Genomic DNA, 24,451 nt, shown 5'->3' with positions numbered 1-24,451 from the left:
TACAGCCCCAACGCCCTTCTTCGGAAGGGCGTTGTCGTTCCAGCCCTTGGAGCACTACCATGACAGACACGATTTCCCTGAACACCGAACGCCTACTCCTGCGCCCCTGGAAAGCTTCCGACCTGGAGCCCTTTTTCCGCTTGAACAGTGATCCTCATGCGCTGCGTTTTTATCCGGCCACTCTGGACCGTGAGCAAAGCGATGCCATCGCCCACCGCAGCCAAAGCCTGATTGACCAGCATGGCTGGGGCCCCTGGGCAGTCGAGCTGAAAGAAAACGGGGCCTTCATTGGCATGGTGGGCTTGAACCGCCCGACCGCCGATCTGTACTTTCAGCCTTGCGTGGAAGTTCTTTGGCGTTTGCTGCCTGAGTACTGGGGCAAGGGCTATGCCACCGAAGCGGCACGAGCCTGCATGGACTTTGGTTTTGACAAACTGGGCCTGGATCAAATTGTGGCGTACACCGCTCAATTGAACTTGCCTTCGCAGACCGTCATGCAACGCCTGGGCATGACAGAGCAAGCTGGTACCTTTGATCACCCCGGTGTAGCGGCGGGCCACAAACTCGTCCCCCATGTGCTGTACACCCTGGACCGCAAGGATTGGCCCCAGTCTGCCTGAGCAGCCCGAAGGGTCAAAAATTAAGCCTTTAGGGCCCTCACCGCTTGCAAAAACGCCAACTGTAACGCACAATCTTTACTGTATATATATTCAGCAGACAATACTATGACCGCCAAGCTCACTGCACGCCAACAACAAGTGCTGGACATCATTCGTTCTGAAATCGAACGGACGGGTTTCCCTCCCACTCGAGCAGAGATTGCTCAGGTGCTGGGTTTCAAATCCGCCAATGCGGCCGAAGATCATTTGAAAGCTCTGGCCCGCAAAGGCGCTATCGAGCTGACTGCCGGTGCCTCGCGCGGCATACGCCTGCTCGGTACGGATACCCGCGAAAGTGCTGCTCCCAGCAGCAACGCATTGGCCAATCTGGCTGACGCCCTCTTGCTGCCCATTATTGGTCGCGTGGCTGCCGGTAGCCCTATTTTGGCCACCGAGCATATCGAGCGCGAGATTGGCGTCGCCCCTACCCTATTCACCCAAACGCCTGATTACCTGCTGCGCGTACGCGGCTTGAGCATGAAAGACGCGGGCATTTTTGACGGCGACCTGCTGGCCGTCAAGAAAGCCAGTGAAGCGCGTAATGGGCAGATTGTGGTGGTACGTATTGGCGACGATGTCACCGTCAAGCGCCTGTCGCGCTCCAGCAATCAAGTGGTCCTCCTGCCCGAGAACCCGGACTTTGAACCCATCATCATCACCGACCCGGACTCCCTGTCTTTGGAAGGCATTGCTGTGGGTCTGATTCGTACCAGCCCGCTGCATTAAGCTTCCTCTCTCTTGGTCACCAGAGCTGTTTTACAGGCTTGGTGCTCCTGACAAGAGAAAAACCCCATGTACCAAACGGTATATGGGGTTTTTTATTGGTCGAAGTGCATGCCGATATACAGGTTTGAGCAGCCGTAAACCCCTCGCGCAAGCTAGCGACTTTCAACTCCCTCAATATCGTTGCCCAAAAATCTGGCTCCCACTGCTATCAATATGACTAACCTCGAAGCCACGATCAGCCTGACCAAAATGTAAACAGGCTACCTTGAACCCAAGGTAGCCTGTTTCACTGCTTGCTTACTACTGCTGATGCTTAGTGCTTGAAGGACTCGGAACCCGCCCCAGCAGCACGCGTGGCTGCCAAGGCCTCAGCGGCCAGGCGAGCTACTTCTTCGTCGCTCAGGGGCGTTACAGCGTCTTGCAGGGCCACTTCCAGTACACGATCAATCCAACGCACCGGGATGATCTCCAGCGTGTTTTTCACGTTATCTGGAATATCGGCCAGGTCCTTGATGTTTTCTTCCGGGATCATCACGGTTTTGATGCCGCCGCGTTGCGCTGCCAACAGCTTCTCTTTCAAGCCGCCGATAGGCAGAACTTCGCCGCGCAAGGTGATTTCACCCGTCATGGCCACATCAGCACGAACCGGAATACCCGTCAGGCTGGACACGATAGCGGTCGTAATGGCGATACCGGCCGATGGACCATCCTTGGGCGTAGCGCCTTCAGGAAAGTGCACGTGCAGGTCACGCTTTTCAAACACGCTATTGGCAATGCCCCATTTCTGAGCACGCGAACGCACAACCGTACGAGCCGCTTCGACCGATTCTTTCATCACATCGCCAATCGAGCCGGTGCGCAGCACATTGCCTTTACCGGGCATATCCGCGACTTCGATGGTCAGCAATTCACCGCCCACCTCGGTCCAGGCCAGACCCGTCACCAGGCCAACCTTGTTCTCTTTTTCGGCCAGGCCGAAGGAGAAACGACGTACGCCCAGGTAATCGTTCAGATTCGCCGCATTCACGACCAAGGTTTCCTGGGTCAGTGTCTTGTTGCGAGCCGCACGCGTACCGGCTTGTGGATTGGCCACCAGCAGCTTGCGAACGACCTTACGGCAGATCTTGCTGATTTCACGTTCCAGGGAGCGCACACCCGCTTCACGGGTGTAGTAACGCACGATGTCGCGCACGGCATCTTCGGTCACTTCCAGCTCGCCATCGCGCACGCCGTTGTTCTTCATCAGCTTGGGCAAGAGGTAATCGAAAGCAATACGCACCTTCTCATCTTCGGTGTAACCAGACAGACGAATCACTTCCATACGGTCCAGCAGGGCCGGTGGAATGTTCAAGGTGTTGCTGGTTGCCACGAACATCACGTCGGACAAGTCATAGTCCACTTCCAGGTAATGATCCTGGAAGGTGTGGTTTTGTTCAGGGTCCAGAACTTCCAGCAGTGCCGAGGATGGGTCGCCACGGAAATCCGCGCCCATCTTGTCGATCTCGTCCAGCAGGAACAGCGGGTTACGTACACCCACCTTGCTCATGTTCTGAACCACCTTGCCCGGCATGGAGCCGATGTAGGTACGACGGTGACCACGAATCTCGGCCTCGTCACGCACCCCACCCAAAGCCATACGAATGAACTTGCGGTTCGTTGCCTTGGCAATGGACTGTCCCAGCGAGGTCTTACCCACGCCTGGAGGGCCAACCAAACACAGGATTGGAGCCTTCAGTTTGTCGACACGTTGCTGAACAGCCAGGTACTCGACAATACGTTCCTTGACCTTTTCCAGACCAAAGTGGTCCGCATCCAACACTTCCTCGGCATTGCTCAAGGAGTTGTTGATACGGCTCTTTTTGCGCCAAGGCAGGCCAACCAGCGTTTCAATGTAGTTACGCACCACGGTTGCTTCGGCTGACATCGGCGACATCAGCTTAAGCTTCTTCATTTCCGATTCGGCTTTCTTGAGCGCTTCCTTGCTCAATTGAGCCTGCTCGATGCGTTTTTCCAGCTCTTCAACATCAGCGCCGTCTTCGCCTTCGCCCAGCTCTTTCTGAATCGCCTTGACCTGCTCGTTCAGATAGTAGTCGCGCTGGCTCTTTTCCATCTGCTTTTTCACACGGCCGCGAATGCGCTTCTCGACCTGCAAGATGTCAATTTCGCCTTCCAGTTGCGACAGCAGGCTTTCCAGACGCTCCAAAGCCTTGGGCGTTTCCAGCATGCCCTGCTTTTGTTCCAGCTTCAAAGGCAAATGAGCGGCGATGGTATCGGCCAGACGGCCAGCATCGTCAATCCCGGTCAGGGAAGTCAGAATTTCCTGAGGGATTTTTTTATTCAGTTTGACGTACTGCTCGAACTGACCCAGCACCGCACGACGCAGGGCTTCGGTTTCAGCAGCATCACCGGAGTCGCCGGGCACTTCGACCACCGAGGCCATGAAGTGGGTTTCGGCATCCTGTACCTGGGTGATTCGAGCGCGCTGCAAGCCTTCCACCAGCACTTTTACCGTGCCGTCGGGCAGCTTGAGCATTTGCAAAATACTGGCCGCACACGCAATTTCGTAGAGATCCTCGGGAGCGGGATCGTCCTTGCCTGCGGACTTTTGCGCCACCAACATAATGTTGTTGCCGGACTCCATTGCCAGCTCAAGGGCTTTGATCGAGCGAGGCCGGCCAACAAAAAGCGGAATCACCATGTGAGGGAACACCACTACATCGCGCAAGGGAAGCAGCGGCAGCTCAATAGGTTCCGTAGAAAGAATCTGGCTCGCAGACATAGTCATTTCCTATAAATGTCCTTAGACGCAAAAGGGAAGCCTGGGCTTCCCTTTCACGGTTTAACCTGTTGTAGCTCAGATTGTGGCGAATTTTGATATTTCAAGTAGGCCGAACGAACATTAGAACAGAACTTTACAGAGTAAAAGAGAGACAAGCCCTTATGCCTGGTGGTCTTCATAGGTCCACTCCTTTCTCTTTACCTTCGCCTGTCGCCCTGTCCCGCCTGCGCCTGTCCGACCAAAGCCAGACAGTGCACAAACGAGGAGATATCTCTAAGCTACTGCGTTTTTCAAGGGCGACTCAGTGTCACTGGCTTCACTATCGGACAAAGGACGACCCAAAATCAATTCGGGTTTACTCTTTCCGACAATGGCGTCCTCGGTCAGCACCACTTTGCTGACGTCTTTACGCGAAGGCAGTTCGTACATGGTGTCCAGCAGCGCTTGCTCGACAATACTGCGCAGGCCGCGAGCGCCGGTACGACGCTTGATGGCACGCTGGGCCACCGCACGCAGGGCTTCGGGCTGAACTTCAAGCTCTACGCCTTCCATGCTCAGCAGCTTCTGGAACTGCTTGACCAAGGCATTGCGCGGCTCGGTCAAAATGCGGATCAGTGCGTCTTCGTGCAGCTCTTCCAGAGTGGCGACCACAGGCAAACGCCCCACCAGCTCGGGAATCAGACCAAACTTGATCAGATCCTCGGGCTCGGCCTCAGAGAATAGCTCGCCTACGCCTCGTTCGGACTTGGCTTTCACGGAAGCAGAAAAACCGATACCGGATTTTTCTGTACGGTCGCGAATCACCTTTTCAAGGCCATCAAAAGCACCGCCTACGATGAACAGAATGCTGGTGGTATCCACCTGCACAAAGTCCTGGTTCGGGTGCTTGCGACCACCTTGCGGAGGAACCGAAGCGACTGTACCTTCGATCAGCTTGAGCAGCGCCTGTTGCACGCCCTCGCCCGACACGTCGCGGGTGATCGAAGGGTTATCCGACTTGCGGGAAATTTTATCGATTTCATCGATGTAGATAATGGCGCGCTGCGCTTTTTCCACATCGTAATCGCAGTTTTGCAGCAGTTTTTGAACGATGTTCTCGACGTCCTCACCCACGTAACCGGCTTCGGTCAGTGTGGTGGCGTCTGCCATCACAAAAGGCACATCCAGCATGCGGGCCAGTGTTTGAGCCAGCAGCGTTTTGCCCGAACCCGTAGGCCCGATCAGCAAAATATTACTTTTGGACAGTTCCACATCGTCACGGCCTGCCTTGCCGCTACGAATTCGCTTGTAGTGGTTGTACACCGCTACCGCCAAGGTGCGCTTGGGCATTTCCTGGCCAATGACATACCCATCCAGAAACTCTTTGATTTCCTGGGGGGTGGGCAATTCTTTACGTTCACCATCAGGAGTGGCGCCCGCAGCTTCGTCACGAATGATATCGGTACACAGATCAATACATTCGTCGCAGATGAACACGGACGAAGGTCCAGCGATCAGTTTCTTGACCTCATGCTGGCTTTTATTGCAAAACGAGCAATGCAGAACTTTCTCGTCGGCCGATTTCTTTTCGGACATAAATTTAAATTTCACTTCAGGATGGTAAAAGGACGGGAACAAGTCCCGCCCCCGAACAGCCATAGTACTGCGTCAGATCGATCCCTGTAGGGACAGATGATTACTCGTCACGAGTGTTCATCACCTTGTCGATCAGGCCATAGGCCACAGCGTCTTCAGCTGCCATGAAGTTGTCACGCTCGGTATCCAGCTCGATACGCTCGACAGGCTGGCCGCAGTTTTCGGCCAGGATCTTGTTCAAGCGTTCACGCAGGCTCAGGATTTCCTTGGCCTGAATCTGGATATCGGAAGCCTGGCCTCGCGCACCGCCCGAAGGCTGATGGATCATGATGCGCGAGTTAGGCAAGGCAAGACGCTTGCCCTTGACGCCCGAAGACAGCAAGAAAGCGCCCATGCTGGCAGCCATGCCGGTACACAATGTCGAGACTTCCGGCTTGACGAACTGCATCGTGTCGTAGATGGCCAGGCCTGCATAGACCGAACCACCGGGCGAGTTGATGTAGAGCGAAATATCCTTTTCAGGATTTTCCGACTCCAGAAACAGCAGCTGGGCCACAATCAGGTTGGCCGAGTTGTCATGAACCGGGCCCACCAGAAAGATGATGCGCTCGCGCAGCAGGCGGGAGTAGATGTCGTAAGACCGCTCACCACGACCGGACTGCTCGATCACGATAGGCACGTAGCCCAAACCCGTAGGGGCAACGGATTGCCCCCCATGCATTGAGGCGTAGAAGTCGACAAAGGTTGACGACATTAGTTGGTTCCCATGATTTGGTCGAACGCCACCTCCTCGTCGGACACCTTGGCCTGGGACAGTACGTGCTCGACGACGTTATCTTCGAGTACCACTGCCTCAATCTCGGCGCGACGCTGGCGATCGGACAAGTAGTAGGCCACCACTTGGGCGGGCTGTTCGTAGTTCTGGGCAAATTCTTCGATGCGGGCACGAACCTGTTCGGGCTTGGCTTGCAGTTCAGCAGCCTTGACCAGTTCGGAGACCAGCAGACCCAGACGCACGCGGCGAGTGGATTCTTCCTTGAAGGCCTCGGCAGGGATAGGCATCTTGTCTGCGTCAGGCACGCCGCGCTCTTTCAGTTCGGCGCGAGCCGAAGCGATGCGACCTTCCACGTCGTTGTCCACCAGAGCGTTAGGCACGTCAAATTCGCTGGCAGACAGCAAGGCGTCCATCACAGCGGATTTGTTACGGGCGTGCACACGAGCCTTGATTTCGCGTTCGATGTTGGCACGAATGTCGGCCAGCAAAGCGTCCACATCACCTTCAGCCTGACCCAGGGACTTGGCAAACTCAGCATCCAGCTCGGGCAGAACAGGCTGGGCCACGTCTGTCACGGTGATCTTGAATTCGGCAGTTTTGCCAGCCACTTCCTTGCCGGTGTAGTCGGCAGGGAATTCCAGAGGGAAGGTTTTGGTTTCGCCTGCTTTCATGCCGGCAACGGCAGTCTCGAACTCGGGCAGCATGCGGCCACGACCTTGCAGGTACTGGAAACCTTCAGCGCTACCGCCTTCAAAGGCGACGCCGTCAATGGTGCCCACAAAGTCCAGAGTGATGCGGTCATCTTCCTGAGCTTGGCGATCAGCGCTGGATTCGTAGTTGGCGCGTTGCTTGCGCAGCACGTCTACGGTGCGCTGGATGTCTTCGTCGGTCACAGGCGTGTTGGCACGCTTGATTTCCAGTTTGGACAGATCAGGCAGAGCCACTTCTGGGTAAACTTCGAAAGTTGCGGTAAAGGCCATGGTGCCTTCAGCAGGCTCGCCTTCTTTGGCTTCCAGATTAGGAGTGCCGGCTACGCGCAATTTGGAGTCCTGGATCACTTTGTCCAGGGCTTTGCCGATTTCTTCGTTGATGGCGTCGTAACGGATACCAGGGCCGTGGCTGCGCTCGACAACGGACAAAGGCGCTTTACCGGGACGGAAGCCCTGTACCTTGGCCGTACGAGCCACACGCTTGAGCTGGGCCTGGACTTGTTTTTCTACGTCGGCCACCGAAACGACCACATCGACTCGGCGCTCCAAGCCGGACAGAATTTCAACCTCGGGCTGCATTGAAGACCTATATTAAATTGAGTAATTGATAAGAGTAATCCGGCATTTTACCGGAAACTGGCACGGTAAATCCAAACAAACGTATTTTGAATCATAATTTCCTGTCAAGACAATACAGCCGTGCCGGACTATGATCCCTTACTTTACCTTCCCTACGCAAGACTGATATGCACATGAACTCCCCTTTAGGCGGCATCCGGGTCCTGGAACTGGGCCAATTGATCGCCGGCCCCTTTGCCGCCAAGATCCTGGGCGAATTTGGCGCGGACGTCATCAAGATCGAATCCCCCAAAGGCGGTGACCCCTTGCGTAAATGGCGTTTGCTGCATGACGGTAACTCGGTCTGGTGGGAGGTGCAATCCCGTAACAAGAAGTCTCTGGCCCTGGACCTGCGACAGGCGGAGTGTCAGGACGTGGTGCGCACACTGGTAAAAGAATGTGACATTCTGATCGAGAACTTCCGCCCCGGCGCCCTGGAAGAATGGGGGCTAGGCTGGGAAGACCTGAAAGCCATCAACCCCGGTCTGATCATGTTGCGTGTATCGGGCTACGGCCAGACCGGCCCTTACAAGGACAAGCCCGGTTTCGGCGTGATTGGCGAGGCCATGGGCGGCTTGCGCCACCTTAGCGGTGAGGCCGGACGGCCACCGGTACGGGTTGGCGTGTCCATTGGAGACTCTCTGGCAGCCTTGCATGGTGTCATCGGCATCATGATGGCCCTGCGCCAGCGTGAACAGAACAAGGGCGAAGGTCAATATATTGACGTGGCCCTGTATGAATCCGTGTTCAACATGATGGAAAGCCTGCTGCCCGAATACTCCGCCTTCGGCGCCATTCGGGAGCCTGCCGGCAGCAGCCTGCCCGGCATTACGCCCAGCAATGCCTACGTCTGCAAGGATGGCAAGTACGCCTTGATCGCCGGCAATGGCGACAGCATTTTCAAGCGCTTGATGAACGCCATTGGGCGCGCTGATATGGCTGACAATCCCGACTACGCGCACAATGATGGTCGCGCCCGAAATGCAGGCGTGATCGATGCCGCCATTGGCCACTGGGCCAGCGCTCTGGAACTGAACAAGGTACTGGAAATTCTGGACCAGGCTGGCGTTCCCGCAGGGCGGGTTTATGACATTGCCGATATCGCAGCAGATCCCCACTATCAGGCCCGTGACATGCTGCTGGACAGCAGTCTGCCAGACGGCACACCGCTTAAAGTACCCGGCATCGTTCCCAAGCTGAGCCACACCCCTGGCGCCATCTACCGCCCTGCTCCGCACCTGGGCCAGGACACCCAGGAAATCCTGGATAATCTGGGGATCAGCGCCGAACAACAAGCCGACTGGCAAGCACGCGGCCTGATCGCCAAGAACCCAAAACGCAAGTAAAACAAAGCAGTACAAAAGAACCTGGGGGCCAGTACAAGATGGCCCCTAATCTATTTGTTTTTCATACGGAGCAAGCACTTGCCGAGGATGAAAATCCAAGCTAGAATCTACTTCTTTCGTGCTGCGAACGTGGCGGAATTGGTAGACGCACCAGATTTAGGTTCTGGCGCCGAGAGGTGTGAGAGTTCGAGTCTCTCCGTTCGCACCAGAGCATGAAAACCGTTGATTCAGAAAAATCAATTTTAAGCAAAATCAACGGCTTAACTTTCATACCCTAACAGCTTTTAATAGCCTGTTTTCAAGTATTCAACATCGTAGGCCCCATAAAGGCCCCACGAATTCCTCAAAAAAACAAAAATAGCCACATCGCCTAGGTATTGAGTCCAGTTCAATGCTGTGAGCGATGCACATGACTGCGAGTGCGTCTATTGATTTGGTTCCCTTGTAATTGTTTGGCCGCTAATAATTGCCACTCAATCAACTCGCTGCACGTCTTGTATTGTTGCGTACGAAAGCTAGCCCATTCTCACAATCATTAGTTAAAGCTTGTCCGCGCTAATAAAGTTATTTTCAGGTAACAGCCCACCAAAGCTGCGCTATATAGATCTGATAAATCCAACGGTATTTACTGAAATCGACCTCGAGACTGCTGAGAAAAAGCACGTGCCGGGGGGGCAGAATCGCAAGACCCCCGCTGGGCACTGTGCTTTTCTCCTGAACACCTCTACTTAAACATCAGTTGTAGCGATCGTGCTTTCCAGGAAAGTCACTGGGCCAGCGCATGGGTTGCGGCTCGGGCTTGGGAGCCGGATCAGGACTTGGGCTGGGAGCCGGATTTGGGCTTGGCTTTGGATTGCGATTCATCCCCATCTTTCCTTTACAAAAAATCAATAATGACAATCATTCGCAAGTAATTATATTACCTAGTCACATTTGACAATAAATAACATTTATTCCTGTTTTTTACTCGATAACTACATTTTTCATTCATAAAGAGGTCATAAATTTGCCTGAAAGACCAATAAACCGAAGAATATTTGTTACCTTATACTACATTGATGAGCTGAAAGGGAGTATGGACATTGTTCTATAGACGTAGGTCAAAGCCGGTTTGAAACCAGCCCAAGAGGAAGGGATTTTGTCGTCAGGGAGTCTCAGGGGAGGACTTCAACACGGCCAGCCAGACAAGACAAAAACCATGCCCTGCATAAAGAGAAAGTCGGCACAGAGATGGCTGGGCCACAACAAACAGCTTAGTGAAGCAGCAAGAGCAACGGGCACGTCACCTGATATTCCTACTATCAAGCCCGAAAGATTCCCCCACCCCCTCATTTCCGAGCCCCACAAAAGAAAGCCTTGAAGCGCAGACACAAAAAAGCCGCCCTTGAAGGCGGCTTCCCGATTAAATCCGGAGCTTATTCCTGCCGATCGTGTTTACCCGGAAAATCGCTAGGCCAGCGCATGGGCTTAGGCTGCGGATCGGGTTTGGATACCTGATTAGTAAAGGGGGCACTATTCACAAGGCAACCTCCTTCATGAAAATTAAAAATATAGAACCAGGCTTCAATTGCACTAAATCTTTTATCAATAAGAGCTAATTAATGGACGCTCTAGTATTAACCCTAGCAGAATGCTGAACAAATTAGCTGGCTCATAATTAATCAGACAGCATTCACGCCCGACAGTTCCTTGCCACTCCTATCCCTAACAGCGGTGCCACAGCAAAAACTCCAAATAAATAATAAGCCGCTTGACGCGTTCCCTCCACGCCACCGGGATCAATAAGTCCACCCGCATTGGCAATCATTCCAGCCAAGGCTGCTCCGCTTGCCGTTGCAAAGAGCTGAATGGTTGTAATCGATGCCCCCGCCAGTTCCTGCTCTTGGGCTGGCACTGCCTTGAAAACCCGCACCAGCAAATGGGGCCAAGCTACCCCTACTCCCACGCCTATCAAGGCCAGAGCCAGACAAATCGGTGCCAGAGCCAGGACGGAACCCGTACTGGTATCTGGCAGTAAAACAACAAGCCCCACCATACCCAGCAGTCCCAGGATAGGCCCAGCCATGATCGCCCGCGTAATGGCTTTTCCCCCCAGGCCCGAGCTGATAATTGCCCCTACCGTCCAGCCCGCCCCCATCAGCGCCGTCAGGTACCCCGCTACTAACGGGGACTGTTGATGCAAGACTTGCAGAAAAAGCGGTGCAAAAACTTCACCACTGGTCACCGTCAGCACTAACAAGGACATCAAGGCATAGAGTTTGGCAATAGCAGATCTGAACTGAAACGCCCCCGATGGCAGCAACTTGGTAGACGAACGTTTTTCCACTACCAGCAAAGCGACGGCCAACCCCCCCGCCAAGCCCAGGCCAAGCGCATTTTGCAGTACATCTGCCGAGGTACTACCGGCAGAGATCGCCAACACCGCCAGCGTCAACAACAGCAGTTGAATCACAGGAATAGCCACCTTGCTCACCGCCGCGGCATGTTGCTCGCGTTTGGGGAGGACTACTAATGCCAAAGCGGCAAAAAGTACGGCAATCAAGGCGACCGATCCAAAAGCCGCACGCCACATTCCCCACTGCGCAAACACGCCACCGACTGCCGGCCCGGCCAACGTTGCCACGCCCCACATCGCTGATACCAACGCCATGGCTCGAGGCCACAAGGGCTCTGCAAAAACCAGACGAATCATGGCGTACGCCAGAGCAAAGAGAAAACCACCGCCAATCCCCTGGACGAAGCGCCCGAACAGCAAAAGGGACATATTCGGCGCCAGCGCGCAAACAAGCGCCCCCACCGCAAAGATCAAGGCTGCGACGGCATAGCTGCCTTTAGGGCCCGTCAAGGCCAGCAACTTGGGTGACAGAGCCGAACCCAGAATAGACGCCACGACAAACAGGGTCGTATTCCAGGCATATAAATCCAGCCCACCAATATCCCGCACAACCGTGGGCAAAATGGTGGTCACAATGTAGACATTGACGGCATGCAATACCACTCCACCGGCCAGGACGAGGGCACGCATAGCATTGGCCCCCGACAACAAAGCACCCCACCCGGTCGGTACCCCTTGCCCGCTACTCGCGCAAGCTTGCTGATTCTTCATAAGATCTCGACTCATTCTTTTAAAAGTAGCCCTGCCGCTTGAAAAGCTTGCATAGGCAAGAGTGGTCTTTTATAAAACCTCATGTATAGATGAGGTCAAGAGATCCAAACACCATGAGAATCGATACCAGCATCCCTCTGTCCGTGGGTGAAGTCGCCCGCCGCAGCGGGGTCACCATTGCAACCGTGCATCACTATGAAACCAAAGGTCTCATTCATGGCTGGCGTAGCGATGGTAACCAGCGCCGCTATCACCGGGATGTTCTACGGAAAATTGCGGTCATCAAAATTGCGCAGCGCGCCGGCATTCCGCTGGCCACCATCAAAACAGCCTTGGATGAATTACCTACTGGCCGGCCACTGAACGCAAAGGACTGGGCGACCTTGTCCACGAGCTGGCGGGATATGTTGAATGAGCGGATTCTCAGCCTGACACAGCTACGCGATGAGCTGGATGGCTGTATAGGCTGTGGGTGTTTGTCCATGACGGACTGCCCACTTAGAAACCCGGGGGATCAGTTATCCCTGTCAGGCGCGGGTGCTGTGCTGCTTGATGCCGGACGACACAATCAGAAGCGGAAGAAAAGAGCGGGGCAAATCTGATCGCTGTGTGTGAAATCCAGGCTGAACACGCAGCGCATCAGGGTTGGAAATCAGCGAAAACCGACTCTTACTTCACTATGCCAGAAGGCATCAGGCAGCAAAAAGGCCCAGTTTTCACACCAGGCCTTTTTTACTTTCCAAGAAACGCCCTGCTCTCTTAGATCACTCCCCAGAAATACAGCAGCGCGGGGAGCAAGGCTGTCAGCACCCCTTGCACGGCAGACACCAGCCCAGTCAGGCGGGCAATGGGTTTATTCAGCACCAGCAGCAAGAAGAACATGAACCAAAGCACTGCCCAGGACAACCAGCTCAGGACTTGCCAGTAGTCAAAAATCCGCTCGGCTACGCTCAAATTTGTAAGGGCGGCGGGAACAGCGATGCAGGCGACCACCAGGGAATACCAGCCCAAGGCACGCCCATCACTTCCTGTAAACGCGTTCACCCCTACCCAAAAATAGGTCAAGGCAAACAGGCCCAGATAAATGGCCGACAAGGGAGAGTACACGGTGCTATTGGCGGGGTTCAAGATATGGGACATGCAGATGAATCCCAGTACGGCCGTGAACAAGTTGACGATAGCAGCATCTTTGGCATCCACCAGCCTGCCAGCATGATGGCCTTCAGAGTAAAAGAGACGAACACCATTAACGAACAGGCACAGGCCTGCAAACGCCAGAAAAGCGGCAACTAGCATTTTGAAGATATCCTAAGTAATAGAAGGCGGACACAGAACATGCCCGCAACATGATGTTGCACTCAAGGCTGAGGCGGAGCAGATCATAGAGCTTGGCTACACAATTGCCATGTGATTTTTTTTATAAGCTCTATAAGAAAAAACCGCGCAATTTTGCGGCGGTTTTCCAGTGAAAATTCTGGCTGAAAAATGAGCGGTTTGCACAGGCATTAGCAGGCTAACGCCCCCTTCTCCATTTTGAAAGCAAACTCAGCCCAGGGACAAACAAAATCCCTTTTAATCAATGAGTTAAAACCTGATCGGAGCCTGGGCAAGGCCGCTACAAATGAGGTCTGGCAACTGACCAAACCATAAACAGCGTGCCTGCTCAAGAACCCGCTCAAGCCTGTTCGTTTTGGCCCCAGCGAGCCAGCACACGCACATAGACCAACTGTGCCAGCAGTTCCACCAGAGTCTGCGTCAAAATGATGGCTGGCAACAACGGCAAAGCCCCCGGAATCGCCAAAGCCAGAGGCAGCACCACCAAAGAATTGCGAGTTGCACTGCTGAAAGCCACCGCACGTCGCAACGGGACGGCCAGCCGCGCTTGCCGTGACAGCGCCCAGCCGATGACAGGAGCCAGAATGGCAAACAGCGCATACACCGGCAACACTCGCCACAAGACATCCAGTGCAGGCTCCAGTTGTCGCAGAACAGCCGCCACGACGATGAACAAGACCAAAGCAGTGGCTGGAACGGGGGCCAAGCCCAAACCCGTTTTTATCTGCGTCCAACTACGGCTTTTACCTGCAAGATACTGGGTGGCCCCCGCCAGCAACAGCGGAATCAGAATCAGGTAAAAGAAAGCATTCAGAAACGGCCCGGCTTTGATGTACAAACCGAACTGTTCCCCCAAGGCCAATTTCAAAAACAAGGGCAGGAGCAGCATTTGCACAAGCAGCAGTACCGGCGTAGCGGCTAGAAGTGCGCGGGCGTCGGCACGACCTAATTGAGCAAAGGTCACGACGTAATCAATGCAAGGAGCCAGCAAGACCAACAGCACGCCCAGGCGCAACATGGTGTGGTCTGGCAGCAAGGGCACCAGCGCAAAGACCAATAGAGGTATCAGGAGAAAATTGGCCAGAAGCAAAACGGCCAGAAAGCGCAGCTGGGTCAGCGCTTTGCCTAACTGGGCAATAGGCACCTGCACAAAGGTGACATACAACATGAAAGCCAGCGCTGGATTGATCCAGTCGACCAGACTAGCTGGCATCACCCAGACACTGGCCATCCAGGCGGCCAGCAACATCGCCACACAATAAATAGCGGTTTGCCGGCGCTCTAACACATCACGAATCACGGCCAGTACCTCGTTTGGCAGAACAACTCCGGCACTGCCGTGAGAACTCCCTTTTACAGACCGCTACGGCGCAAACGTGCGGCGGACTGACGGTTCAAATCTCGAGCCTCACGCTCGGCATACTCGCTTTCTCCGGCTTCGTAACGGCCCTCGTGCATGCAGGACTCACGGTCCCAGGTGCATTCATTAAAGAGTTTTGACACGGGGCCACCACCGGGCTTCGCGGAGGAACAAGCTGCCATCAAAGCGGCCAGACCGAGCACCGCGCAACTTTGAATCAGACGTCGAACCATCATTGTGTTTTCCCTACAAAAAATCTTTATTGCAATTACCGCGAATCGAAATCAGAACCGATCGCGGACAATAGGAACACTGTACCCTGAGCCTCCAAAGCCCGTCGATTCCCTTTCCTGATAATTTGCAATTTATGACTCACGAACAATTTTTGCTATTGGCCCAAATCTTGAATCTGACGCCCAATCCCGAACTGGAGCAGGAAGTCCGACATCCGGGCGCGCAAATCAGCACACAAGCACAACAGATCCTGACTCTACATCTCCAGCTGAAGGAAGCCTATGTCATTCACAGGCCCACTGCATTCCGAGTTGTAGTCAGCCATGACGATCTGGACCGTTTCCCAGGCGCCCTGGATTTGAAGCAAGGTATGCATGTACAGCTGGTTTCTTACACCAGCGAGCGCTACATCAGTGTTCGTATCACCCAACTGCCAGCCACCCCCAAGGCGTATTTCAGGGGCGTCGTCAGCGAGCAGAACATCAGTTACCACGTTTTCGAGGTAGGGGACAGCGTGTATTTTTCTGAAGATCAAGTCCACGCCATACTCAATAAATAAAACGGGCTAGTGCCCACACGCCAAGGTGCCTGCTTCAACCCGATCTTTTCAGACTGGTGTCAGGCAGCAAGTGCAAGCCTGTCCGTCTTACAAACTCCTCGTAGCTGATGGGTGGTCCAACACGAGTGGAAGCCTGGTTAGCCTGCCAATGTACCCAGGATCGCCCTGTTGTTGCGTCATACACCAGCTTGAACAAATGACTGGGAACGGCAACCTGGCTGGAACCTATCGTCGCGGCATTGCGCTCGTACACAGGTCCGGTGAACACATACACATTGCCTGCGGCACGCGCCACATATTTACGGGTATCGGCTTCGATCTTGTTCCAGGGGCCGGCGTTGTGGACCTGATTTTGCGGCACCATATTGGCCAGAGAAAAGCTCTGCGCCATGCTCTGCTCCGACGCCATATCCCCTGCCGGAGCCATATGCCCGCGCGAAAAGCCCGAGCCTCGATAGTCATTCAGCTCGGCTCGCTCTGCCTGCGGCAAACGGCCTTCAGCATAAAAACGATCCGTGCGCTTCAAGCCTTTGGCGGACTGAATCTGCTGACGGTTCAGACGCTGGACGACAAACACCGGCGTCTTGGTTTGGCCGCTATGCAAAATCGCAAAAGAGCTGAAGCACAACTCTCTTTGCGTGTAAGCCATGGGCACGACAGGTCGCGAGCCGGGAAAGAACTGGGGGCAATGTGCAAAAGAGGTTTGAACATACCCCTCGACCGAGGCCGGAACAGGCACACTATCCTGCTGCGTCGCACCTGGCCAACCCAAGGACACCAGAAACGGTTCAAGACTTTGCCAGTTCAGCCCTTGGGGATGAAGCCAGGCCGTTGCAATCCCGAAACTGGTCAGGGCCGCGGCAAGGACGGACTTCAGAAATCGGGACGGGTTTGCCTGCCCTGTCTTTTTTCTACTACTGGTTTTTTTAACGCTACGACCTGTACTTTTTCTGCTCATACCACTCTTGTTTTATGCTTGGTCGGCTTACATCATTGCGCCGACTGCACCTGTGATTATAAGCAGTCCTTTCAGATTCAAAAGAACGTGCCCCCAGTGGGAGCACGTATTTATTTCTGACTCCGGCTTTTTTAACGCGATCAATCGCCAGAACAGGAAAAGACTCAGGACTTGCGGTGACGCTTTTTACTGAGCACCCAGAGCCTGCAATTCTTTCAATTCATCTTGCAGTTGTTCCAATTTGGCACGATCACGTTCCAGTTTTTTCTCCAGCTTTTCCACCTTGTCTTGTCGCCCTTCAGCCCGTTTCTCGGCGATTTCATCCAGGCGTTCCTGGATGTCCTCTTCCTGCTCGCGGATATCTTCCTGTACATCACGCAGCAAATCCGCGTCCCGGCAATGCATCTGCACATTGGTCAAGGCGCGCTCCAGGCCACGCTCTCGATGAACATTGCCATGCTGGCGAGCATAGTTGATCTGGTTCTGAATTTCGGCCGCCCGATACTGGCAAGCCGGGTTATCAGCCCAGGCGGGCAAGGCCATCACACTTAATACAGCACTCAAGCACCGTACGGAACGTTTCATCCTTGTTACTCCTGCAGTGTTCATCCAGATAGCCATCATACAATCCAGACTCCAATTTACCTCAGGTGGACGATTGGAATAGACTTCGTCAATTTGTCACGAAAACGTGATTAAATTCGAAAATTCTTCTGTTTATGTCATATTCAAGTAACAAAATTGTCGCAAATTGTGCCGAGAAATTTACACAACTTGTCTTTAAGCATAAAACAGTTCAGTTACACTCGAAATCCTCATAAAGCAAACTTTTACTTTTAATCGTGTTCAACATCACCACCAGGAAACTGATTTTTTTCCTGTGCGCTGCTTTGATTGTGTTGTGGCTCTTTCCCTTTGCGCACGTCAACGAAAGTTTGCTCAACTCCTCCCAGGCGTATTCAGCCTGGCATACCAGTGTGCTCAACTCCTTGATGCCCTTGTCCATTCTGGCCGTTGCCAGTCTGATCTGGGCAGAACGGGCGGTGTCCGCTTGTCTGGCCATGGCCGTCAACACCGTCTTGTTTGTACTGGCTATCAAGAATATCTGCGATACCGCGGACCGCTTCTCGCGGGTCTGCGGTATTGATATTTCTGTTTCCTATGGAGCCATGTTGTACGGACTGGGCATGGCCACCCTGTGGGTGCTGCTGCTGAGCTATCGCTGGAAAGATCCCAAGGAACAATCCGGCCCCTCGGGTGATGCAAGCCTGTAATCAGGTTCCTCTCGTCCCTGCATCATCCGGATGGTCTGCGGGGCCGGTGAGGCCATGACCAGGGCTTCTTTTATTCTTGCCGTATAAGTAGCGGGTTCAAGCCGGATTGAAGGGCCAGAAAACGGGGATCAACAACACGCCCAACACCCAGAAAATCAGATTCAAGGGCAAACCCACTTTCAGGAAATCCACAAAACGATAGCCGCCTGCGCCATAAACCATGGTGTTGGTCTGATAACCCACAGGCGTGGCAAAACTGGTGGAAGCCGCGAAGGTAACGGCAATCAGGAATGGAGTGGGATCGACGCCCATCATTTTCGCCGTGGACATTCCTATCGGTGTCAGCAAGACAGCAGCAGCGGCATTGCTCATGAACTCCGTCAGCATCAGGGCCATCAGGTAGACCACGGCCAACACGGTCAAAGGTCCAAAGGACTTCACCAGACCAACGGTATTTTCGACCAGGAACTGGGCCGCGCCAGTCTCGCTCATGGCCATACCCAAAGGCAGCAAGCCCGCCATCAAGATGATGATGCGCCAGTCTATGGCGTCGTACACATCATCTGCTTTCAGACAACCGGCCAGTGTCATGGCCACGGCACCGAACAAGGAGGTGATGCTGATAGGCACCCAGCCCAAGGCAGGCAACAAAATCACCAGGGCCATGGTGACCAGTGCAAACGGCGCACGCCAACCCATTTCCTTTTCGGCCTCGCGCTCGGACAGCACGATGATATTGCTGTCAGCCCGCAAATCGGCCGCCTCTGCGGCCGGAGTCAACATCAACAAGATATCGCCCACCTGCAAACGCACAGCACGCAATTGCTCACGCAAGACCTGACCACGGCGATGAATGCCCAGCACGGTGGCGTTCTTGTGCCAGCCTGCTCCCAAACTGCCCAAAGTACGACCACTGATACGCGAACGCGGCGCAATCATGACCTCGGTCAAGACCTGATCAACCTGCTCGAAAGACTGTTGTTCCAGCTTGAACTGGGGGTCTACCTCCAGACCCGCTTCTTTGCGCAGCTCGTCCAGCTTGGTCCAGTCTCCGCGCGCCAACAGCACATCGTCCTGCTCGATCTTCTGCTCTCGCGGGCCCCACACTTTGGTATCGCCGCGCAACAGCTCCAACACAAACACCCCGTATTGCTCGCCCAGCTTGGCATCGCCCACCGATTGGCCAATCAGGGAAGAATCGGGCATCACCCGCAGCTCGGTAATGTATTTTCCCAGCTCATATTGCTCGACCAACTCGCCGCCACGGGCATCGGGCAGTAACCAGCGCCCTATCGTCAGCAAATAAAGACACCCCACAGCCATACAGATCACCCCCAAGGCGGTGAACTCGAACATGGTGAAACCGGGATGGCCCAGATCGCGGGCAATGGCATTGACCAGCAGGTTGGTAGAGGTCCCGACCAAGGTACAGACCCCGGCCATTTGCGAGACATAGGACAAGGGGATAAGCGCTTTGGAGGCCGACATGCCTATCCGTGCGCAGGCGGCCATGACGATGGGAATGAATACCGCTACCACCGCCGTGTTGTTCACGAAAGGAGCAATCACCGCCAGAACCAGAAACAACAGCAGCAGAAACTGCACAGGGGAGCGTGCCTTGCTCAGCAAATCCCCAATCCCGGACAGCGCCCCGCTATTTTGCAGCCCGGCAGCCAGCACAAACATGGCCGCGACGGTAACCGTGGCCGGATTGCTGAAACCACCCACGGCCTGCTCGGGAGTCACCAAACCCAGAACCGCCAAGGTGCTGAGCACCAGCAAGGCGATAGCATCTATTCGGAGTTTTTCTGTAGCAAACAAGACAATCGCGATTAAAGCCAGACCCAAGACCACTGCAATCTCTGTTGTCATGTTGCCCCACTCCTGTTTGTGCTGTGCTGCTCAGTATAGGGAAAAATGCAGCACACCAAGCACTGCATGTCGCCGCACTCAACAAAAAAACACAAGTTTTCAAAACAGGAAAAGTGAAGCCTTCAAGCTTGGAGAGATCGGTGGCGCAAGGCCACCCCTGCAACGCTTAAACCAGCAGCATCACCAAAAACACCAGCCCCAACAAGGCGATATAGGCTTTGGCATGAATGCTGTCCGGGATCTTGCCGATCCAGCGCGAGGTGAAGCGAATCCCCAGCCAGGAGCCAATCACCAGCACCAGGCATGCGCGCAAGTCGATATAACCTGCATGCCAGGCCCCCAAGGAATCGGCATTCCAGGCCAGCATGGCGTAGGTCAGGCTCCCCACCACCGCCATCGGCAAGGACAAGGGGTTGGCTGCGGCCGTGGCAGCGGTCATGCTGGCACCGCGTCGACGCATCAGGGGGACGGTGATCACGCTACCACCGACACCCAAAAAGGCGGCAATCGCACCAATAATCACCCCGGCCCCAGCGCTACTGGCCTTGCTTAAAGGGCGCATGGTATTGCTGGACTCTTGGGTGAAGCCGGAACGAAACAGGCTATCCAGAATCGTCAGGCCCAGATACACCACAAAAACCCAACGTACCCAGGACCCGCTCAAGGCCATGGCTGCTGCCGCACCGGGAATCGCCCCCAAGGCGATGAACAGGAGCAAAGGACGCACTTGCCCCCAAGGCACAGTGCCCGCCTTGTGGTGGCGCCAGGTAGACAGGCCAGCACCAAAAATCATGACGCAGGTGGAAGTGGCCACCGCAATATGCATGGCCGCCTGCCCCATCTGACTGTCCACGCCATACATGCCAATCAGCACCGAATACAGCACGGGAACCACCACAAAACCGCCACCGAAGCCAAACAGCACGGTGGTCACGCCAGCCAGCAAACCAAAAAACAGCAATAGAAAATACATAGCCGCCCATCAACACAGATGACAAAACCCAAGAATAGGTCGCCCTGCTTTGGCTGGCATGCTAAAACCGGTCAACAATACTTTCGTTTCGGCCAGAGGCTTGCTTATGCACAATGTACGACTGGATAGCGTAGATGCCACCCCTCGCCCCTTGCTGGCGATTGGCACGGACTACGCGCCGGGCACGCTGCTGGACTTTCATGTGCACCGACGGGCGCAAATGCTCTATGCCATGACCGGGCTGATGGAAGTCGAAACCGACGATGGCGCCTGGGTAATTCCACCTTATAGCGGCGTGTGGATTCCAGCTGGCAAACGCCATCGCGTTCGCATGCAAAGCGCCAGCACCCGAAGCTTATATATAGAGCCGGAAGCAGCACCTCGCAGCAGCACACACTGCGAAGTGCTGGTCATTACGCCCTTGCTGCATCACTTGTTGCTGGCCTCCCTGGCCTTGCCCGCTCTGTACGAGGAAGATGGCCGCGACGGCGCCTTGGCTCAACTGCTTCTGCATGAAGTCGGTTTGGCGCAAACCATGCCGCTCTTTGCCCCCATCCCTCAAGACCCATCCCTGGCCCAGCTCTGCAAAGACTTTTTAAGTCAGCCCAATATTCAAAGCACGCCAGAACAGTGGGCCGGGCAAATCAATAAAAGCCTGCGCAGTTTTACGCGCCTGTTCCGGCAACAAACCGGCATGAGTTTTAGTGAATGGCGTCAACAAGCCTGTCTGCTGGCGGCTCTGGCCAAGCTGTCGGCCGGCCAATCCGTCACACAGATTGCACTGGATCTGGGTTACGACAGCTCCAGTGCCTTTTCCACCATGTTTCGTCGCCGCTTGGGGCAAGCACCCAGCAACTTTATTCGTGTTCCTTGAAGGAACTGACCAGACAGCAACTTGATGGAAGCAGAAACAAAAAGGCCCCCGGAGCTCTGACATCCGGGGGCCTGCACTGCCCGCCTCAACTTATAAGCGGCCTGGCATCATGACTGGGGCTTAACGCGTGATACGCGCCCGTCCACCAATCGTTGCAGCCAGACTGGCCACGAAGGCACCTACCAGCAAGGACGCAAATGCCCACAGCGCGAAAGCAGCGGCTGCCTTGCGAGCGGTGTCAGCCGCTTCACGAGCTTGCTGCTCCAGCTTGTCGGCTGTTTCCTTGGCTTGCTTTTGCACGGAGTCCAGGCGCTCCTTGGCTTGCTCGGGCGTCAAGCCGGTACGGTTGGCCACCAAACGCAGCAAGTAATCCTGATCCTGCTGGGACACCTCCCCTTCTTTGAGGCTGCGAGCCAGAATCCGGCTGACCTCACGTTCCGGGTTGCCAGTCTGAGCAGGCGCATTGGCAGGATCTGCCGGACGCAACAAGGTGTCGGTGAAATAGCCCAAGCCGGGGCCTTGCGCCTGATCCTTGCCTGCCTGGCCTACGATGGCCGATGCCGCTCCCACTCCAGCCCCGGCCAGATTCGCCCCTGCCTGAGCCGTACCCGAGACCAGCGAGGCGACACCCGAGCCCAGCAAGAAGACGCTGACAACCGCACTCACGGCCCAGACCAGAAAACCATGCGCCGTATCGCGGAAATGAACTTCGTCACCGTGAACACCTGTCCAATTGGTACGCAGACGTCCAGTGACATAGCCCGCAATACCGTAGGCAATGATCTGCGTGACAAAAAGCCAGATAATCGTCCCGATAGCCATCGTGGTGCCTGAGGCCCCGTCATTACTCCACGGGGAAATCGCCATGAAACCCAGGCCGGTCCCACCTACCAGCAAGGTCACCGTCAGGGCAGCGGCAATAACCGCGCCCCCGATGACAGCGCCCCAAGACACAGCGGAGTGCGAAGACTCCGCCACGGCTTGCGTCCCCAAACCTGCATCCGAACCAAATTGCGTTGTAGCCATGATGATTCCTTATTTCAGACTGTGATCGCACGCACCTTAGTGCCAAAACAGAGCCAGCAAAATGATGATAGGGATAGGAACACCCAGAAGCCATAAAAGGATCGATCGCATAAGCCCTCCGTTTGAATGAAAAACAAGAACTGAATGCAGCAAAAAAACACTTCACGATCATTCTAGGCAGATAAAAAATCGATAAATTTTATAAAATGTAAAAAGAGAAACCGAATCAAAGCGCATGGCTGCAGGCCACCTCATTCTCAACATGGATAGACTCATGACCCTGGACGAAAAAGGGTTAAACCCTTGTTACATAAGCCCTACAGAGACAAGCGAGAAAGAAGCAGGCTATACGATCAGGCAGCACACACCCGCAAACCAGGCCTCGCCCAAGAATTTCACACAAAGCTTGTATGGCAATACATGCTTATTTTTTATTATCTTGAAATACTTGATTACGTAGCTGATTGAATTGAGCAGCAGCAATAATAAATAAACAAAATAGCTGGGATAAGAAAAACAAGGGTAAGTAGAAAAATAATTATCGAACCACAAGAAAAAAGAAAAAAAAACTTCAGAAATAAAGTAAACAAAAAAAATCCAATACAGATATTGCAGACCTCCGCATTCACATCTGCACATGAAGTTCACTTGGCCAACACACCACCTTCCTGGCCTTGCTGACAGACTGCATCCCACACGCATCTGTCCTCAAAAGCGACAAAGAAAGCCACAAAACCGTGCATGGAAGGGGCAGACTCGGTTATCCTGTTGCCTCCATTCAAGCTCGGCCGCTGCGGTGGTAAACCGCGCATCATGCGCCTTCTGTATCCTGATACTGCCAAAGACGGCCTGCATTCACAGAGCCTAGCCTATGAGCGACCTCCAAAGTCTGATCGAATCGGCGTGGGAACAGCGAGCTTCCCTCTCCCCCCAAGAACACAGCATTGAACTGCGCACGGCCATCCATACCGTGATCGAAAAGCTGGATTACGGTTCCCTGCGTGTGGCGGAAAAAATCGACGGACAGTGGCAGGTCAACGACTGGGTCAAGAAAGCGATTCTTCTGTCCTTCAGGATCAACGAAAACCGCGTCATGGCCAGCGAGCCCGCTCCCTTCTATGACAAGGTGCCTCTGAAATTCGAGCAGCACGACCAGGCTGCGTTTGCCCAGGCAGGCTTTCGCGCCGTTCCCGGTGCTGTGGTACGCCAAGGCGCCTATGTAGCACCCGATGTCGTGCTGATGCCCTCGTTTGTGAACATCGGCGCTTATGTCGGTGAAGGCACCATGGTAGATACCTGGGCCACCGTTGGTTCCTGCGCCCAGATCGGCAAGCATGTTCACCTGTCGGGTGGCGTCGGTATTGGCGGGGTATTGGAGCCTCTGCAGGCCAACCCCACTATCATTGAGGACAACTGTTTCATCGGTGCCCGTTCCGAAGTGGTGGAAGGGGTCATCGTAGAAGAGAACTCGGTGCTGGCCATGGGCGTCTTCCTGTCGCAAAGCACCAAAATTTACGAGCGCGAAACAGGCAAGATTTACCAGGGCCGTGTCCCTGCCGGTTCGGTAGTGGTCCCTGGTTCCCTGCCTTCGGCCGATGGGCTCTACAGCCTGGCCTGCGCCATCATCGTCAAGCGTGTGGATGCCCGTACCCGCGCCAAGACCAGTATTAATGATTTACTTCGCGCCTGAAC

Annotated in this window: 22 protein-coding genes, 1 tRNA gene and 1 pseudogene; 9 read left to right on the top strand and 15 right to left on the bottom strand. The window is 54.5% G+C overall.

Going from position 1 to position 24,451, the window contains the following annotated elements; all coding sequences use genetic code 11:
- Positions 1–59 precede the first annotated feature (59 nt).
- Positions 60–620: a GNAT family N-acetyltransferase gene (locus D0C27_RS10145; RefSeq protein ID WP_115635131.1), complete on the top strand. Its 561-nt coding sequence runs from the start codon at positions 60–62 to the stop codon at positions 618–620.
- A gap of 105 nt (positions 621–725) precedes the next feature.
- On the top strand, positions 726–1,385 hold the full coding sequence (gene lexA, locus D0C27_RS10140; RefSeq protein WP_009459104.1) for a transcriptional repressor LexA: 660 nt from the start codon (positions 726–728) through the stop codon (positions 1,383–1,385).
- Positions 1,386–1,698: 313 nt separating this feature from the next.
- Here the strand turns inward: lexA and lon are convergent, their stop codons facing one another.
- From lon to tig, 4 genes are all read right to left on the bottom strand, one after another.
- Positions 1,699–4,164, bottom strand: coding sequence for an endopeptidase La (gene lon / locus D0C27_RS10135; protein ID WP_009459101.1), 2,466 nt, complete (start codon positions 4,162–4,164; stop codon positions 1,699–1,701).
- 273 nt (positions 4,165–4,437) lie between these two features.
- Positions 4,438–5,739, bottom strand: a complete 1,302-nt coding sequence (clpX, locus tag D0C27_RS10130; RefSeq protein WP_009459099.1) for an ATP-dependent Clp protease ATP-binding subunit ClpX — start codon at positions 5,737–5,739, stop codon at positions 4,438–4,440.
- Positions 5,740–5,839: 100 nt separating this feature from the next.
- Complete coding sequence (clpP, locus tag D0C27_RS10125; protein WP_021446711.1) at positions 5,840–6,493, bottom strand: ATP-dependent Clp endopeptidase proteolytic subunit ClpP; 654 nt, start codon at positions 6,491–6,493, stop codon at positions 5,840–5,842.
- The gene (gene tig / locus D0C27_RS10120) at positions 6,493–7,803 is read right to left on the bottom strand and encodes a trigger factor (protein WP_009459092.1); all 1,311 of its coding nucleotides are present in this window, start codon (positions 7,801–7,803) and stop codon (positions 6,493–6,495) included. Before tig ends, clpP begins: the two co-directional genes overlap by 1 nt.
- 173 nt (positions 7,804–7,976) lie before the next feature.
- On the opposite strand from tig, the gene D0C27_RS10115 reads away from it, so the two are divergent.
- Both D0C27_RS10115 and D0C27_RS10110 read left to right on the top strand, forming a co-directional pair.
- On the top strand, positions 7,977–9,188 hold the full coding sequence (locus D0C27_RS10115) for a CaiB/BaiF CoA transferase family protein (protein WP_137430904.1): 1,212 nt from the start codon (positions 7,977–7,979) through the stop codon (positions 9,186–9,188).
- Between the two features lie 123 nt (positions 9,189–9,311).
- A tRNA-Leu gene (locus tag D0C27_RS10110) sits at positions 9,312–9,396 on the top strand.
- A gap of 527 nt (positions 9,397–9,923) precedes the next feature.
- Here the strand turns inward: D0C27_RS10110 and D0C27_RS19625 are convergent.
- Positions 9,924–10,052, bottom strand: a complete 129-nt coding sequence (locus D0C27_RS19625; protein WP_268380419.1) for a hypothetical protein — start codon at positions 10,050–10,052, stop codon at positions 9,924–9,926.
- A gap of 808 nt (positions 10,053–10,860) precedes the next feature.
- Positions 10,861–12,213 carry an MFS transporter gene (locus tag D0C27_RS10105; protein WP_137430903.1) on the bottom strand — a complete coding sequence of 451 codons (1,353 nt, stop codon included), beginning with the start codon at positions 12,211–12,213 and terminating at the stop codon, positions 10,861–10,863.
- 194 nt (positions 12,214–12,407) lie between these two features.
- On the opposite strand from D0C27_RS10105, the gene soxR reads away from it, so the two are divergent.
- A complete protein-coding gene (gene soxR, locus D0C27_RS10100; RefSeq protein ID WP_083053739.1) occupies positions 12,408–12,896 on the top strand; it encodes a redox-sensitive transcriptional activator SoxR in 489 nt (162 codons plus the stop codon).
- 157 nt (positions 12,897–13,053) lie between these two features.
- Here soxR and D0C27_RS10095 read toward each other — a convergent pair whose 3' ends face one another.
- The 3 genes from D0C27_RS10095 to D0C27_RS10085 all read right to left on the bottom strand — a co-directional run bounded on the left by D0C27_RS10095 (position 13,054) and on the right by D0C27_RS10085 (position 15,225).
- Positions 13,054–13,590, bottom strand: a complete 537-nt coding sequence (locus D0C27_RS10095) for an AmiS/UreI family transporter (protein ID WP_026482851.1) — start codon at positions 13,588–13,590, stop codon at positions 13,054–13,056.
- 379 nt (positions 13,591–13,969) lie between these two features.
- Positions 13,970–14,878: an arsenic resistance protein gene (locus tag D0C27_RS10090; protein ID WP_373568174.1), complete on the bottom strand. Its 909-nt coding sequence runs from the start codon at positions 14,876–14,878 to the stop codon at positions 13,970–13,972.
- A gap of 104 nt (positions 14,879–14,982) precedes the next feature.
- On the bottom strand, positions 14,983–15,225 hold the full coding sequence (locus D0C27_RS10085) for a hypothetical protein (protein ID WP_009455761.1): 243 nt from the start codon (positions 15,223–15,225) through the stop codon (positions 14,983–14,985).
- A 131-nt stretch (positions 15,226–15,356) separates the two neighbouring features.
- On the opposite strand from D0C27_RS10085, the gene D0C27_RS10080 reads away from it, so the two are divergent.
- Complete coding sequence (locus tag D0C27_RS10080; RefSeq protein WP_026482853.1) at positions 15,357–15,782, top strand: hypothetical protein; 426 nt, start codon at positions 15,357–15,359, stop codon at positions 15,780–15,782.
- Between the two features lie 34 nt (positions 15,783–15,816).
- On the opposite strand, the gene D0C27_RS10075 is transcribed toward D0C27_RS10080, so the two are convergent.
- Entirely contained in the window at positions 15,817–16,740 is a 924-nt protein-coding gene (locus D0C27_RS10075) for a DNA/RNA non-specific endonuclease (RefSeq protein ID WP_081055387.1), read from the bottom strand.
- A gap of 186 nt (positions 16,741–16,926) precedes the next feature.
- On the bottom strand, positions 16,927–17,325 hold the full coding sequence (locus tag D0C27_RS10070; protein WP_137430901.1) for a DUF1090 domain-containing protein: 399 nt from the start codon (positions 17,323–17,325) through the stop codon (positions 16,927–16,929).
- Between the two features lie 257 nt (positions 17,326–17,582).
- On the opposite strand from D0C27_RS10070, the gene D0C27_RS10065 reads away from it, so the two are divergent.
- Positions 17,583–18,014: a DUF202 domain-containing protein gene (locus D0C27_RS10065; RefSeq protein ID WP_137430900.1), complete on the top strand. Its 432-nt coding sequence runs from the start codon at positions 17,583–17,585 to the stop codon at positions 18,012–18,014.
- 96 nt (positions 18,015–18,110) lie between these two features.
- On the opposite strand, the gene D0C27_RS19620 is transcribed toward D0C27_RS10065, so the two are convergent.
- The 3 genes and pseudogenes from D0C27_RS19620 to D0C27_RS10055 all read right to left on the bottom strand — a co-directional run bounded on the left by D0C27_RS19620 (position 18,111) and on the right by D0C27_RS10055 (position 20,859).
- A complete protein-coding gene (locus tag D0C27_RS19620; RefSeq protein WP_338001556.1) occupies positions 18,111–18,953 on the bottom strand; it encodes an SLC13 family permease in 843 nt (280 codons plus the stop codon).
- 90 nt (positions 18,954–19,043) lie between these two features.
- A pseudogene (locus tag D0C27_RS19615) lies at positions 19,044–19,898 on the bottom strand (SLC13 family permease); the annotation flags it as partial.
- Positions 19,899–20,052: 154 nt separating this feature from the next.
- Positions 20,053–20,859, bottom strand: a complete 807-nt coding sequence (locus D0C27_RS10055; RefSeq protein WP_009455740.1) for a sulfite exporter TauE/SafE family protein — start codon at positions 20,857–20,859, stop codon at positions 20,053–20,055.
- A 106-nt stretch (positions 20,860–20,965) separates the two neighbouring features.
- Between D0C27_RS10055 and D0C27_RS10050 the strand changes: the two genes are divergently transcribed.
- Positions 20,966–21,733 (top strand): AraC family transcriptional regulator, encoded by a 768-nt coding sequence (locus D0C27_RS10050; RefSeq protein ID WP_035268139.1) that lies wholly within the window; start codon positions 20,966–20,968, stop codon positions 21,731–21,733.
- Between the two features lie 120 nt (positions 21,734–21,853).
- On the opposite strand, the gene D0C27_RS10045 is transcribed toward D0C27_RS10050, so the two are convergent.
- Entirely contained in the window at positions 21,854–22,759 is a 906-nt protein-coding gene (locus D0C27_RS10045) for a hypothetical protein (protein ID WP_137430899.1), read from the bottom strand.
- An 871-nt stretch (positions 22,760–23,630) separates the two neighbouring features.
- Here D0C27_RS10045 and dapD point away from each other — a divergent pair.
- Positions 23,631–24,449: a 2,3,4,5-tetrahydropyridine-2,6-dicarboxylate N-succinyltransferase gene (gene dapD / locus D0C27_RS10040; RefSeq protein WP_026482863.1), complete on the top strand. Its 819-nt coding sequence runs from the start codon at positions 23,631–23,633 to the stop codon at positions 24,447–24,449.
- The last annotated feature ends 2 nt before the right edge of the window (positions 24,450–24,451 follow it).

Source organism: Alcaligenes faecalis (genome assembly GCF_005311025.1).
GTDB classification, from domain to species: Bacteria; Pseudomonadota; Gammaproteobacteria; order Burkholderiales; family Burkholderiaceae_B; genus Alcaligenes; species Alcaligenes phenolicus.
The sequence above is the reverse complement of the archived record's forward strand: the minus strand, read 5'-3'. Positions and strand labels throughout refer to the sequence as shown.